Consider the following 13,085-nt stretch of genomic DNA (forward strand, 5'->3'; position numbering starts at 1 on the left):
ATGACCCTGCATACGCTGAACCGCCCCCCCTCCAACGCAGCCTTGCTGGCCGACTGCCTGCGCGCCTGCAGCAGCGGAGACACCCTGCTGCTGATAGAAGATGGCGCCTATTGCGCCCAGGCCAGCCTGCCATTGCAATTGCCCGCCGGTGTCGCCGCCTGCGTGCTTGCCGCCGACGTCGCAGCGCGAGGCCTCAACAACCGCCTTGCCCCTGGCATCAAGCAGGTGGATGACGCCGGCTTCGTACAACTTTGCTGCGACCATGCCCGCGTCATCAGCTGGTATTAACATGGCACATCTTGAACTGAACGATCACAGGATTGAGCTGGATAACGAAGGCTATCTACGCGACCTGTCTCAGTGGTCACCTCAGGTCGCGGAAGCACTGGCCGCCGAGATACCGCTGCACCTGAGCGAGGCCCACTGGGAGGTACTCTACCTGCTGCGGGACTTTTACCAGCGCTTTGAACATGCACCGGCCATGCGCCCGCTGGTAAAGGCCGTAAGCCTGAACCTGGGCCCGGAAAAAGGCCGCAGCATCTATCTGCTCAAGCTGTTCCCCGACAGCCCGGCCAAGCTTGCGGCACGGCTTGCCGGTCTACCCAAACCGACCAACTGCCTGTAACGCCATGGCGTCAGCACGCCGGTTGCCAACTTTTAGCCAGCAGTGACAATAACAATGAACAAGCCCCGCATCGCATTTCTTGGAATTGGCCTCATGGGCCACCCGATGGCCCTCAACCTGCTGCGCGCAGGCTATCCCCTCAATGTCTGGAATCGCACCCACAGCAAGGCCGAAGCATTGCGCAGCGACGGCGCCATTCCCTGCAAGCAGACACATGACGCGGTAAAGGACGCCGATATCGTTATCAGCATGCTGGAAAATGGCCCTGTCGTGGATGCGATCCTCTGCAGTCCAGCAACACTGGCAGCCCTAAAACCCGGCGCGCTGATTATCGACATGAGTTCAATTCCGCCCGCCATGGCCAAACGCCACAGCGGGATGTTGGCCGAACGTAACCATGGTTATCTCGACGCGCCGGTATCCGGCGGTACCGTCGGTGCGGAACAGGCCAGTCTGTCCATTATGGTGGGCGGCAGCAAGGCGGACTTCGAACGCGCGGGACCGCTGTTCGCCTGCCTTGGAAAAGCAGCCACCTACATAGGCCCGGCGGGTTCTGGCCAACTCGCGAAGTGTGCCAATCAGGCAATTGTCGGCATTACCATTGGTGCCGTTGCCGAAGCACTGCTGCTGGCCGCACAGGGTGGCGCCGACCCGGCAGCCGTGCGAGAAGCCCTGCTCGGCGGCTTCGCCGGCAGCCGCATACTTGAACTGCATGGTCAGCGCATGATTGATCGCAGCTTCATGCCAGGCGGAACCGCCCGCGTACAGCTCAAGGACCTGCAAACCGTCCTCGACACCGCCAGCGCTGAAGATCTGCAGCTGCCGCTGACCGAACAGGCCTTCGCCCAGTATGCACAGCTGGTCGAGCGCGGACTGGACAACGTCGATCACAGTGGATTGCTGCTGCAGCTCGAAGCGCTCAACGCACCGGCGCGCCTTAACGACAAGCCCACCCAACGACCTGACGGCGACAGCATTACCGACTAATGCCCACGCCTGCTGCGAGCCGGATTTTTTGCGGCTCGCACCCGCACCCGGCCGCCAGCTTCAGGACCTGGATCTTGTGGGGTCACGCCAACGAGGTGAAGCTTGATAACCAGCATTGATGCGGCGGCAGCCGCCATCAGGTGCTTGAAGCCATGCCCGCTCATCCAGCCTGCAGTGAGCTCGAACAACGCCCTGTCATTCATTTCCAGCACCTTCGCCAGGCCATAACACAGCAACATCAGCCATAGCCACAGGGTGCCAGGCCCGCGCCTGAACAACAGAACAAACGGCATAACCAGCAGGGGCCCGAACTGTATCAGCAGGTACGGTCGCAGGTCATCCAGCCAGCGCCAGTACTGAACGCTCGCCAGCGCCAGCGGCATCAGCCAGGCACAGAGCCGCAGACCCGCAGTTTCACCGACCCGCTCGCAGACGACCAGCGAACAGAAGGACGCAAAGCAGGCCGCCATCGGCAAACGATCCCAGAACAGGCTGTCGTTATCCGGATGCAGGTGATACCAGCCGGAACCGACCCCCACCAGAATCAGCCCCGCCATGAATACGCGGTACATCCCCGCCAGCGGCGAGTCGGCAGCCGGTGCTATTTTCTGCAATAGACGCAGCCCGACCAGGCCCACCAGCACGAATGGCAGGTTTGTCAGTACATCGACCGCGTTGGCAATACCCAGCAGGGTTCGGTGATCGGCGAAGTCGTGGTAGTCCAGGCTCTGGGACAGCGGGGGTGTCAGCAAAAGCAGCAGCACTGCGCCGCCGGCTAAGAAGAATCGCGCTCTTAACCGCTGTGCCCCAGCCCCTGCAGAGTGGTCTCTTCTGAGGTTTCGCATACATTCACCTCCGCTATCGGCTGGTTTTCACCACCATTCTGACCCGGGTTGCAATTTGCGCAACCAAAGTCGATCAAGCATCCTAGAATGAACCCAGCGGTATTGCAGAGTGATACGATGCGACAGACCAAGGCGTTGATCGACACCCTCAAGGCAGAATTGCGCGCCCATAACAAAACCTACGCCGAGGTCGCCCCGGTGCTGGGCTTGTCGCAAGCCAGTGTCAAGCGGCTGTTTTCCACCGGCAACCTGAGCCTGCACAGGCTCGAGCGCCTCTGCGAGTTCCTCAACCTGGAATTTGGCGACCTGATCCGGTCAATGGAACGGCGGTTAAACCTCACCAGCAGCCTGACGCTCGAGACAGAAGCGGCGCTGGTCTCGAATATCCGCCTGCTGTTGATGGCGCACTTCCTCATCAGCGGGCTCGATGTCGACACCATCATCGACCGCTACGCGATATCGCCGCTGGAGAGCATTCGCCTGCTGGCGCAACTCGATCGCATGAAGATTATCGAGCTGCTACCCGGCAATCGCGTCAGGGTGCGCCTCTCACCCCAGTTCCGCTGGCAACCAGGAGGCCCTATCGAGCGATTTTACGAACAGGGTATTCAGTCGGAGTTTCTGCATGCATCGTTTAACGGTGCCGGCGAGCAGCGGCTGTTTGTTTCCGGCATGCTGTCTGCTGAGTCCTCCGCGACCCTGGTGGCCAAACTGAAACGACTGGCTGCCGAGTTCGACGAACTGAGCCGCGAGGATACTCGCAGGCCCCTCGAACAACGCTCCGGCACCAGCCTCATCATGGCAATTCGCGCCTGGGAGCCCAAAGCGTTTGCACGACTGCGCCGGCAACAATAACGCTTTTGGTGACGCCAGGAGCTGCTTTACCTACTCCCCCTGCACGGTGATCACGATGTGCCTGCTACCACCATGGTTACGGTGTTCGCAGAGATAGACCCCTTGCCAGGTGCCCATATTGAGACGCCCGTTTGTTATAGGAATCTGTACCCCAGGCCCCAAGATACTGCTCTTTAAATGGGCCGGAAGGTCGTCACTCCCTTCCAGGGTATGCTGGTAGTACGGCTGATCTTCAGGTACTGAACGACTAAAGAAGCTTTCGAAGTCGGCACGTACCGTGGGATCAGCGTTTTCATTGATCGTCAGCGACGCCGACGTGTGCTTGATAAAGACGCTCAACAAGCCGATTTTTATATGCCCAAGATCGGCAATGGCACGCTCGATCTCGTCTGTAATGAGGTGAAAACCACGCGCACGCGGCTTCAAACTAATTTCCTGTTGCATCCACATCACAAAATCCTGTTTCTGGAATGGAACCGCTTGCTTAACGTTGGCAACCTGCTGCGCTTGAGAATATGGGCTGGACTCTTCTTTGCGGCCCAGAGGTGAGCCCATTCACCTAAGTCTATACGCGAAGGCTGGAGGCGCCCATCAACCACCAAGCCGTACGCGATTGCGAATCACCAGGTCACTGAGGAAATCTGCCAGCACGCGGATACGGCGTGACCGGGCCAGGTCCGACTGGATCACCAGATAGATCGGCTGGACCACGCCGATATCCGCGTCAATACATGTCAGCCCGGCATCGAGAGCAATGAAATGCGGCAGCACCGCGAGCCCAAGCCCGGCCCTGGCGGCAGCCACCTGTGTTGAAAGCGATGTTGTGGTGATCGCGGCTTGACGCCCGCGCAAGACCCGCTCGACCCATTGCGCGGCGGGGAGGTGGGACTGCATCTCCGTCCAGCTAATGAAGGTATCCATATCAAAGCCGCCCAGATCGGGGTTGACTACACGCCGGGCAGCATAGCCGGCGCTGCAATAAAGCCCGTACCCCAGCATACCAAGACGGCGTAGCGTAACATTGCCCCGGTCAGGCTTGACCATGCGCACCGCGAGGTCGGCATCGCGGCGGTGCAGGTTTACGGTCGAGATATCGGTCACGATTTCCACTGACAATTCGGGGTGCTGTGCACGGAACTCGGGTAGCGCGGGAAGGATCAGTCCGGTCGCCAGATTCTCGGCCGTAGCCAGGCGTACCTTGCCGGCTATTTTTCTCTGCACGCCTGCACCCGAGGCAAACACCAGTGCCGCAGCTTCGACAGCCTCAGCCTTCTCCACCAGATCGGCCCCCTCTTCGGTGAGCAGGTAGCCCGATTGCTGGCGTACAAAGAGCGGTAGCTTCAGCGCAGCCTCGAGCCTTTCGATGCGCCGCGAGAGTGTGGCGATGCCAATGTCGAGCGACACGGCGCCAGCGCTGAGCGTGCCATGACGCGCGACCGCGAGAAAGGCACGGGTGTCGTCCCAGACAATATTCCGGGACATGAACTTTCCGTTTTCGGAAAATAACTTACCAGTTTCGCTATTTCTTTCCATTTTCGAAGTATGTCACGATGCGCCTCGATGACTCAAGGAGGTAGAAATGGAAAGCAGACAACTTGGAACCGGGCTCTCGGTCTCCGCCATCGGCCTGGGCTGCATGGGCATGAGCGAGTTTTACGGACCGCGCGATGACAAGGAGTCCCTGCGCGTGTTGGCGCGGGCCGTCGATCTGGGTATCGACTTCTTCGACACAGCGGACATGTACGGACCACATCACAACGAAGCACTGCTGGGTGCCTTTATGGCTCGTAACCACCCCCGCATCCGCATTGCGACCAAGTTCGGTATTGTCCGCAATCCCGGTGAATACAAACGCAGCCTGAACAACAGCCCCCGCTATGCACGCGAGGCCTGCGAGGCTTCGCTGCGCCGTCTCGGCGTTGATCAGATTGATCTCTATTACGTGCATCGGATCAACCCGGAACAGCCGATCGAAGAAACGATCGAAGGCCTCGTACCGTTGGTCAATGCGGGGAAAATTGCCCACATTGGACTCTGCGAGGTCAGCGCCCAAACATTGCGCCGTGCGCATGCCGTGCATCCAATTAGCGCAGTACAGACCGAGTACTCACTCTGGTCGCGGGAAGTGGAGCTTGAGGTGCTGCCCGCCTGCCGCGAGCTGGGCATCGGTTTTGTACCCTATTCGCCCCTCGGCCGTGGCTTTCTCACGGGCCGGTTTCAGGATGGCTTCGAGTTCGAAGAGGGCGATTTTCGCTCCAGTCTGCCACGTTTTAATCCAGGAGCAATCGGCTCGAACCGCCGGATTGCGGACGTGATCGCCGAACTGGCCACCCTCAAAAATTGCACCCCGGCTCAGCTCTCGCTGGCCTGGCTCTTGTCGAAGGGCCCCGATATCGTGCCGATTCCCGGCACCAAACGGTTGCGCTATCTGGAGGAAAATGCCGCTGCCACGCAAGTCGCCCTCAGCACTGATGAACAGGAGGCACTAGAGGCGGCGATTACGCACCTGCCCGTAGTCGGTGAACGCTACACCGCCGAAGGCATGAAGGGAGTCGACGCATGAGCGCCTCACCCTTCGACCGCCGCGCACAGGCACTGGCGTTGCTGGAACGCCTTGAGCCGGGCGCGCCCGACCGAGTAGCAGGTAACCTCGATAGCTTTCATGCCGAGGCAATTGAGCTGCTGCTGGGATTCGCATTTACCGACGTGATCGCACGCGACGGTATCGTGTTGAAAACCCGAGAGATGCTGACGGTCGCAATGCTCGCGGCGATGGGGACGGCCCCGGGCCAGCTCGAGTTTCACATGCGGGCGGCTTTGAACACCGGCGTCTCCCGTGAGGAACTCGTTGAGATCGTTTTTCAGGTGGCCGTTTACGCGGGCATTCCTGCGGCAATGAATGCAATCACGGCGGCCAAGACCGCCTTCAGGTCTATCGAGAAAGGACGCTAACATGTCTGCTCAAACCACCCACTGGCGCGACTGGGTTGCCGTAACGGCCCTTGGCGTCGGCAGTTTCACCATTGTCACCACCGAACTTGCCCCCTTCGGGTTACTCTCATCCATCAGCAGCGACCTCGCAACGCCCACCACCCAGGTGGGCTGATCGTTACGCTATATGCCTGGATCGCAGTGATCGCGGCGTTGTTTTCTGCAGTCGAGCTGACAGCTGTACCTTGACGCCCGCTCATCGTTTCACTGATGGTTGTCTTGGCACTGTCCAGTTTCGCCGCGGCGTTGTCCGAAACCTTTACCTCGCTTATGGGGGCACGGGTCATTGGCGCCCTGGCCCAGGGTGCATTCTGGGCAATGATTAGCTCAGTCGGGGCGCAGATCGTGCCACCGCACCGCGTTGGTTTGGCCACGTCGATCATCTTCGGGGGCGTTTCGGCTGCGAGTGTCCTGGGTGTACCCCTGGCTAACCTTATCGGCAACTCCGAAAACTGGCGCGTCGCCTTTGCCTGCGCCTCAGCCTTGTCCTTCGCTGTAGCGGCGGTGAGTTTTGTCACCTTGCCAAAGCTGCCGGGACTGGAAGGCGTCGGTATGGCGGCGATGGGCAGGGTGCTGTCCAACCGCCGGTTTCAGCGCATTTTCACCGCTACTGTGCTTACAATTACCGCCCACTTCATGGCGTTTACTTATGTCGAGCCCTTCCTGGGCGCACAAAGCAGCGTGGCGCCGTCGGCCATTGCACCGCTGCTTTTTGCCTTTGGGGGCGCTGGACTGGCAGCGAATGTGCTGACCGGCAGCCTGATCGACCGCAGCCTCAAATCTGTTCTGATGGCTGCACTTTGCCTGGCTTCGGGCGCGCTGCTTATACTGTCCACACTGTCGAATGAGCTCGGCACGCTGGGCACGACGCTGATGCTGGTCCCGTGGGGGGCGCAATCGCCGCGGTTCTGGTGGGATTCCAGACCTGGATCCTCAAGGAAACGGGTGCCGATGCCCTGCCGGCTTCGGCGATCTACGTGGCGATATTCAACGGCGTCATCGGACTGGGTGCTGTACTGGGTGCATTCGTGTTGTCGCTCGCCGGGCTCGCACAGATTTTTTCTGGTTGCCGCCGCCGCAACAGCCTTGGGTATGATCGCCATCGTGCTGCTGTCGGCACCGGCTGCGGTACCCGTATCTGTAAAGTGATCTAGCCTGAGAACGTACTTGCAGCACGGCGGGCTTCACCGAGGCCCGCCGTGCTGTTCCCCATCTCACACCACCGGTGCCAGACGCGCGAACCTTTTGAGTATTTCCCCCGCACCAAAGACGTTGCCTGGCCAGCTGAACCAGAAACGCGCACGCAAGCGGTACTCAAGCGTATGCGCAAGCCCGGGGCAACCCGGACACCGGTATAAACACGCCGCGACCTCAGCGGGTTTTCTCAATCGGGTAGCCCGCCTCCTGCCAGGCCGTCATGCCACCATCCAGCGCCGAGGTGCGCAAAAAACCCAGCTCGCGCAGTGTCGCAGCCGCCAATGTCGATATCTTGCCTAGCTGACACAGGGTGACGATACGCTGGGTCGGGTCCGGCAGGACATCGTTGACGCGCAACTCCAGCTGGCCCCGCGGTAAATTTATGGCGCGCGGTACATGACCGGCATCAAAGGCATCGCGCTCACGCACATCCAGCACAATCAGGTCGGCGCTACCTGCAACGATACGGGCACGCAGCTCTGGCAGCGACACAAAGGGGGTTTTAGTCGCCGCTTCGGCCAGCAACTGAGCGACACTCTTGCCGCCACTCATATTGGTACGCAGCGCCTCGGTCAGGTGCGTGGGTGCGCTCAAATCCAGATGCTCCATCATTTCGATAAACGCCATGCGATCGGTCTGCTGCAGGCGGGGATTGCCTGCCAGCTCCGCTGCGATGGTACTTGAGCCACGCTGGTGGTAGTCATGGGCCGGGAAGACGCGCAACGCCGGATCCAGCTTGAGAATACCGTTGAACAGACTGTCGTAGAGTGCGGATGGATCGCCCGAGGGCAGATCCGTCCTGCCGGTGCCGCCTATCAGCAGCGTATCGCCGGTGAATATCCGGTCATCCAGCAGAAGGCACATCGAATCCGCCGTATGCCCCGGCGTGTGTAACGCCTGCAGGCGCAGGTTACCCACCCGCAGCAAGTCGGCGTCCTGCAGCCGCAAATCGGCAAAGGGCGCCGGGCTGTCCCGATGCATCACCACCGGTACGTGCAGCATATTCGCAAGGGTTCGGGTCGCGGAGAAGTGATCCGCATGGGTATGGGTGTCGATCACATAACGGATGCGCAGGCCATCCTGGGCAGCCATGGCCAGATAACGGTCAACCTGGCTGATTTCCGGGTCGATCAGTGCCGCCGAACGCGTGTCTGGACAACCCACCAGATAGGACTGACACCCTCCCGTTGCAACCTGTTCAAAAATCATCGTAGCGCCCTGCCCTGTGGTAATCGCGGTTACTACAACTCTAGCTTCAGCGCCGCCAATGGCCAACTCACCGAGCCCGGTGCGAAAACCGATAGCGGGAGCAGGATAGTCACGGTCATCATGAAATGAACAAGCCCTGCACCTGCGTTACGGGTGAGCGGCCAGACAAAAGCGCCCGCCTGACTGCAGGCGGGCGCTCATGGATAGAAGCGTGCGTCGTTAGAGGACGCGGTTGGTCGTGAGATATTTGCTCGCGCCATCCGGGCCGGTGCCATCGGCATAGAGTGTCACACCCGAGCGCAGGCAGATATTGAGGTTCTCGTGGGATGCCGCGGTATCCGCTGGCAACAGATGCTCGACCATGGCTTTTTCTTCCAGCAACTCGCCTTCAGTCGCCTTCATGCGCTCGCGGCTAAACGCGTTAATTTCAAGCCCCTGCACGATCTGGTAGCGGCCGTAGTCACAGCGCACCGGGAACGAATAGAAAATACCCTTCTCGATGCCGTAGCTGCCGTCGCTGACGATACCCATGCTGACGAACTCGCCCTGCTCCGTTCCCAGCACCCAGTCGCGCATGTGATCCACAATGCCCTGGGCCGCCGATGCCGCACTCGACACGCCACGGGCCTTGATGATCTCGCCACCGCGAAACTGGATTTTGGGAATATATTCCTGCGTGTACCAGTCGAAACTGATCTGGTCCATGGCCGCGCGATCCAGAATCGTCGCCTGGTGCAGATCAGGATACTGCGTTGGGGAATGGTTGCCCCATATCACGACGCGGCGAATATCCCTGGGGCTGGCGCCGGTATGATTGGCCAGAATACCGCGGGCACGGTTCTGATCAAGGCGGGTCAACGATGTAAACTGCGAGGGGCTCAGATCCGGCGCATTACGGCTTGCAATAAGCGCGTTGGTGTTGGCCGGGTTACCCACCACCAATACTTTCACATCACGGTTGGCGAAATTATTCAGCGCCCGCCCCTGACGGGTAAAGATCTCGGCATTAACCTCCAGCAGGTCGCTGCGCTCCATTCCGGCACCACGCGGCCTGGCACCGATCAGCAATGCAAAGTGCGTATTTTTGAAACCGTCCTCGACATTGTCATGCAACGTGATGGTGTGGAGCAGTGAGTAGGCACAGTCTTCCAGCTCCATCGCAATACCACGCAGCGCTTCCATGGCCTGGGGCACTTCAATCAGCTGCAAAATGACCGGCTGGTCCTTGCCCATCATTTCCCCGGAGGCAATTTTAAACAGCAAATTATTGGCTATGCTGCCCGCCGCACCGGTAATGGCAATTCGTACAGGTCTTCTCATAGGGAGCTCCGTTCTGGAATGCAGGACTAGTAAAATCTTGTATAGAACTACTAATACCAAAGTCGAAAACGTAATGTAAGTTACGTCCTCGACTCTTTTATGACAAACCAGCACAAGGCCTGTACCAGGCCCGAGGCAAGATGCTATATGGCAGCCGATTTAACAAACGGCCGCAGCAAGAAGAACAGAAGATTTAGCGTGCAAAGAAGTGTGGGAACCCAGTACCCGGCTCAGACCGCGCGACGAAACAATTTGTAAAAATTATCGCTCGAGGCGGCGGCAATTTCTTCGACTGAAACACCCCGAATATCGGCAATGCAGCGGGCCACTTCAGAGACAAAGCGAGGCTCATTTTTTTTGCCTCGATGAGGCACCGGAGCCAGATAAGGCGAATCAGTTTCTATCAGCAGGCGCTCCAGCGGCATCTTGCGCACGACTTCACGCAGGTCTGCAGCGTTACGAAAGGTCACAATGCCGGAAAACGAGACAAAATAATTCATCTCCATCGCGGCAACCGCCATCTCCCAGCTTTCCGTAAAGCAGTGCAGCACACCACCCACATTAGGGTCGCCATGCTGCTCAATCAGCGCCAGGGTATCGGCACGGGCATCTCGAGTATGCACAATAAGCGGAAGACCGGTTTGAGTGCTTGCCTGCAGATGACGGATAAAACTGGCTTTTTGCAATTCGGCGGAATCTGCGCTGTAAAAGTAATCCAGCCCGGTTTCACCGATGGCGATCACCTTGTCACGTGCCGCTTCACGCACCAGCGCTTCAACCTCGACGAGCCCTTCGTCAGAATGCAGCGGATGGACGCCCACGGAGGCAAAGATGCCATCGTAAGGCTCGATACTTTGATAAAGCGCGGGGAAGGATTCCATACTGACCGATACGCTGAGCAGCGCACCGACCTGACTGGCGCGGGTCGCCGCCAGCATGGCGTCAAAATCGTTGTTGTAGGGCGCAAGATCAATTTTATCGAGGTGACAATGTGAATCAATAAACATCAGACGGGATAAGCTCGGCAGGATAAAGGGTTTTACATGGAGTTTGTGCGGCGCCCCGAGTTCAGCGAGCCCGCAAGATAGGTCTCAACCTTGCGCACCAGGGTATTGTCGTCCGGCGACAGCTGAATTCCGATACCGGGCACGCGACCACCCTGAGCGACCCGTGGCGTTACCCAGATAACCTTGCCGGTTACCGGCAACTTGTCCGGTTCGTCCATCAGGCTTAACAACATGAAGACTTCTTCACCGAGCTGATAAGCCCGGGGCGTTGGAATAAAGAGTCCGCCGTTGGTTACAAACGGCATGAACGCTTTGTAAAGCTCTTCCTTGGTCTGAATGGCCAAGGACAAAATACCATGACTGATGCGCGGCACTAAGGACATCGAGCTAAGCTCCCACTCAGTTTTATCTCACCAGCGCCGACCAACTCAACAATATACGCTCCAGTAGCAATTGACGGTTGGGATTCAAGCGCTGCATCAGGCTGACCCGTTCCTGATGGACCAGGTCAGAAAGTGCGTAAACAGTTTGAGCATCGGCTTTTCGCGACACGGCTCGCAGCATGTTATTCGCATCGATATGACGCAAACAACTCTCATCACCGGTTCCCAGAACCCGCACAATATCCAATAGCCAACCATACAACCATCCCAGCAAAAGCTCCAGATCTTCTTTGGCAAGCTGCTGTGCGACCTCCAGCGCCGAACGACGCTGCTTGAGTATATCGGCCAGACCCTCAATAAATTTACGCCGCAATTGCATCAGGTCCTGCTCGATATACTCGCGGGCACGAAGAGGCGACCCCAGGCAAATACTCAATAACTGACTCGCCTTTTCCGGCTCCACGGCCAACTGCCCGGCCAGCCAGGCTGTCGCCTGCTCTGGCTCAGGCAAGTGACAGTCGACCCGCTGACAGCGACTGCGGATGGTCGGCATAACCTGCCCCAGACGATGTGTCACCAGTAACAGGATAGTATCGCGCCCGGGTTCCTCCAGCGTTTTAAGCAGGGCATTGGCAGACGATGGATTCATGGCTTCCGCGGGTTCCAGAATCACTACCCGATAACCACCCTGCTGCGCCGTGCTGTGCAAAAAGCCTGTCAGGTCGCGTACCTGCTGCACCTTGATGGGCTTGCCCGCCTCCTCAGGAGAGAGCTGAAACAGATCCGGATGGCCACCGCTGTCAAACAGCACACAGCTGCGACAGGTACCACAAGCCGCATCGGCACGGGAATCCTGGCATAACAGGTAGCGCGACAGCGCCTGGGCGAAGTCTCGCTTCCCTATTCCCATGGGGCCGCTGATCATCAGCGCATGGGGCAAACGCTGCTGAACGTGCAAGCGGGCAAGGTGCTCCCAGCGCTCGCTCAGCCACGGATAAATCTCTGCTCGGGCGCGTACAGACTCATCCATTGCGCAACGCCTGCAACCGGTCAAGATGGGGCAGCAACTGGTGCTGGACCTGCTCGATGTCCTCGCCTGCATTGATAACGGCAAAACGCTCAGGCTCGGCCATGGCGCGCTGCAGATAACTGCGGCGAACGCGCTCAAAGAACGCCTGCTTTTCCTGCTCGAACCGGTCCGGCACCGAACGCTTGCGGGCCCGCTCGAGCCCGAGTTCAACCGGCAAGTCCAGCAGGAATGTGCAATCGGGACGCAGCGAGCCCTGCACCAGGGTCTCAAGCGTTCGAATCCGTTCCACATCGACCCCGCGCCCGCCGCCCTGGTAGGCGAATGTGGCATCGGTGAAGCGATCACACAGCACCCAGCTGCCCCGCTCCAGTGCCGGCAGAATAAGCGCCGCGATATGCTGCGCCCGCGCTGCGAACATCAGCAGCAGCTCTGCATCCTGGCATACGCTTTCTTCCCTTGGTCGAAGCAGCAGTGCTCGAATTTCCTCGGCCAGCGGCGTTCCGCCAGGTTCCCGGCTGAGCACAACGTCGATTCCCCGCGTCTCAAGCTGGCGTCGAATAAAATCAATATTGCTGCTTTTACCGGCACCCTCGGTACCCTCGACAGTAATAAAGCGCCCTCGCATCGTTGTCATGG

The 13,085-nt window shown here is 59.0% G+C and carries 17 protein-coding genes; 8 read left to right on the top strand and 9 right to left on the bottom strand.

The features are described from left to right. From tusB to F451_RS25420, 3 genes are read left to right on the top strand one after another with little or no spacing between them, the layout of a single operon-like run. The gene (gene tusB / locus F451_RS0111420) at nt 1-288 is read left to right on the top strand and encodes a sulfurtransferase complex subunit TusB (protein ID WP_020681501.1); all 288 of its coding nucleotides are present in this window, start codon (nt 1-3) and stop codon (nt 286-288) included. Between the two features lies 1 nt (nt 289). Further along, a complete protein-coding gene (locus F451_RS0111425) occupies nt 290-625 on the top strand; it encodes a TusE/DsrC/DsvC family sulfur relay protein (protein ID WP_020681502.1) in 336 nt (111 codons plus the stop codon). Between the two features lie 54 nt (nt 626-679). Further along, on the top strand, nt 680-1,612 hold the full coding sequence (locus tag F451_RS25420) for an NAD(P)-dependent oxidoreductase (protein WP_020681503.1): 933 nt from the start codon (nt 680-682) through the stop codon (nt 1,610-1,612). On the opposite strand, the gene F451_RS25425 is transcribed toward F451_RS25420, so the two are convergent. Further along, a complete protein-coding gene (locus F451_RS25425) occupies nt 1,609-2,376 on the bottom strand; it encodes a ceramidase domain-containing protein (RefSeq protein WP_020681504.1) in 768 nt (255 codons plus the stop codon). The two genes, F451_RS25420 and F451_RS25425, sit on opposite strands and share 4 nt — an antisense overlap. A 198-nt stretch (nt 2,377-2,574) precedes the next feature. On the opposite strand from F451_RS25425, the gene F451_RS0111440 reads away from it, so the two are divergent. Beyond that, nucleotides 2,575-3,312 (top strand): helix-turn-helix domain-containing protein, encoded by a 738-nt coding sequence (locus F451_RS0111440; RefSeq protein ID WP_026291702.1) that lies wholly within the window; start codon nt 2,575-2,577, stop codon nt 3,310-3,312. 30 nt (nt 3,313-3,342) lie between these two features. On the opposite strand, the gene F451_RS0111445 is transcribed toward F451_RS0111440, so the two are convergent. After that, a complete protein-coding gene (locus F451_RS0111445; protein ID WP_020681506.1) occupies nt 3,343-3,867 on the bottom strand; it encodes a secondary thiamine-phosphate synthase enzyme YjbQ in 525 nt (174 codons plus the stop codon). Between the two features lie 36 nt (nt 3,868-3,903). Beyond that, a complete protein-coding gene (locus F451_RS0111450; protein ID WP_020681507.1) occupies nt 3,904-4,794 on the bottom strand; it encodes a LysR family transcriptional regulator in 891 nt (296 codons plus the stop codon). Between the two features lie 97 nt (nt 4,795-4,891). On the opposite strand from F451_RS0111450, the gene F451_RS0111455 reads away from it, so the two are divergent. The 4 genes from F451_RS0111455 (at nt 4,892) to F451_RS25430 (ending at nt 7,452) form a co-directional block, all read left to right on the top strand. Continuing rightward, nucleotides 4,892-5,875, top strand: a complete 984-nt coding sequence (locus F451_RS0111455; RefSeq protein ID WP_020681508.1) for an aldo/keto reductase — start codon at nt 4,892-4,894, stop codon at nt 5,873-5,875. Beyond that, complete coding sequence (locus F451_RS0111460) at nt 5,872-6,264, top strand: carboxymuconolactone decarboxylase family protein (RefSeq protein ID WP_020681509.1); 393 nt, start codon at nt 5,872-5,874, stop codon at nt 6,262-6,264. The genes F451_RS0111455 and F451_RS0111460 overlap by 4 nt, the downstream gene beginning before the upstream one ends. Nucleotide 6,265: 1 nt before the next feature. Continuing rightward, nucleotides 6,266-6,418: a hypothetical protein gene (locus F451_RS27740; protein WP_020681510.1), complete on the top strand. Its 153-nt coding sequence runs from the start codon at nt 6,266-6,268 to the stop codon at nt 6,416-6,418. An 83-nt stretch (nt 6,419-6,501) separates the two neighbouring features. Next, entirely contained in the window at nt 6,502-7,452 is a 951-nt protein-coding gene (locus tag F451_RS25430) for an MFS transporter (protein WP_338040029.1), read from the top strand. Between the two features lie 222 nt (nt 7,453-7,674). Here the strand turns inward: F451_RS25430 and F451_RS0111470 are convergent, their stop codons facing one another. The 6 genes from F451_RS0111470 to tmk all read right to left on the bottom strand — a co-directional run bounded on the left by F451_RS0111470 (nt 7,675) and on the right by tmk (nt 13,083). Next, nucleotides 7,675-8,709: an MBL fold metallo-hydrolase gene (locus F451_RS0111470; RefSeq protein WP_020681511.1), complete on the bottom strand. Its 1,035-nt coding sequence runs from the start codon at nt 8,707-8,709 to the stop codon at nt 7,675-7,677. 219 nt (nt 8,710-8,928) lie between these two features. Then, entirely contained in the window at nt 8,929-10,029 is a 1,101-nt protein-coding gene (locus F451_RS0111475; RefSeq protein WP_020681512.1) for a malate dehydrogenase, read from the bottom strand. 230 nt (nt 10,030-10,259) lie between these two features. Continuing rightward, the gene (locus tag F451_RS0111480; protein ID WP_020681513.1) at nt 10,260-11,036 is read right to left on the bottom strand and encodes a TatD family hydrolase; all 777 of its coding nucleotides are present in this window, start codon (nt 11,034-11,036) and stop codon (nt 10,260-10,262) included. Nucleotides 11,037-11,068: 32 nt separating this feature from the next. After that, a complete protein-coding gene (locus tag F451_RS0111485) occupies nt 11,069-11,419 on the bottom strand; it encodes a PilZ domain-containing protein (protein ID WP_020681514.1) in 351 nt (116 codons plus the stop codon). A gap of 22 nt (nt 11,420-11,441) precedes the next feature. After that, complete coding sequence (locus F451_RS0111490) at nt 11,442-12,449, bottom strand: DNA polymerase III subunit delta' (protein WP_020681515.1); 1,008 nt, start codon at nt 12,447-12,449, stop codon at nt 11,442-11,444. Beyond that, on the bottom strand, nt 12,442-13,083 hold the full coding sequence (tmk, locus tag F451_RS0111495) for a dTMP kinase (protein WP_020681516.1): 642 nt from the start codon (nt 13,081-13,083) through the stop codon (nt 12,442-12,444). Before tmk ends, F451_RS0111490 begins: the two co-directional genes overlap by 8 nt. Nucleotides 13,084-13,085 lie beyond the last annotated feature (2 nt).

The organism is Marinobacterium rhizophilum DSM 18822 (assembly GCF_000378045.1).
GTDB classification, from domain to species: domain Bacteria; phylum Pseudomonadota; class Gammaproteobacteria; order Pseudomonadales; family Balneatricaceae; genus Marinobacterium_A; species Marinobacterium_A rhizophilum.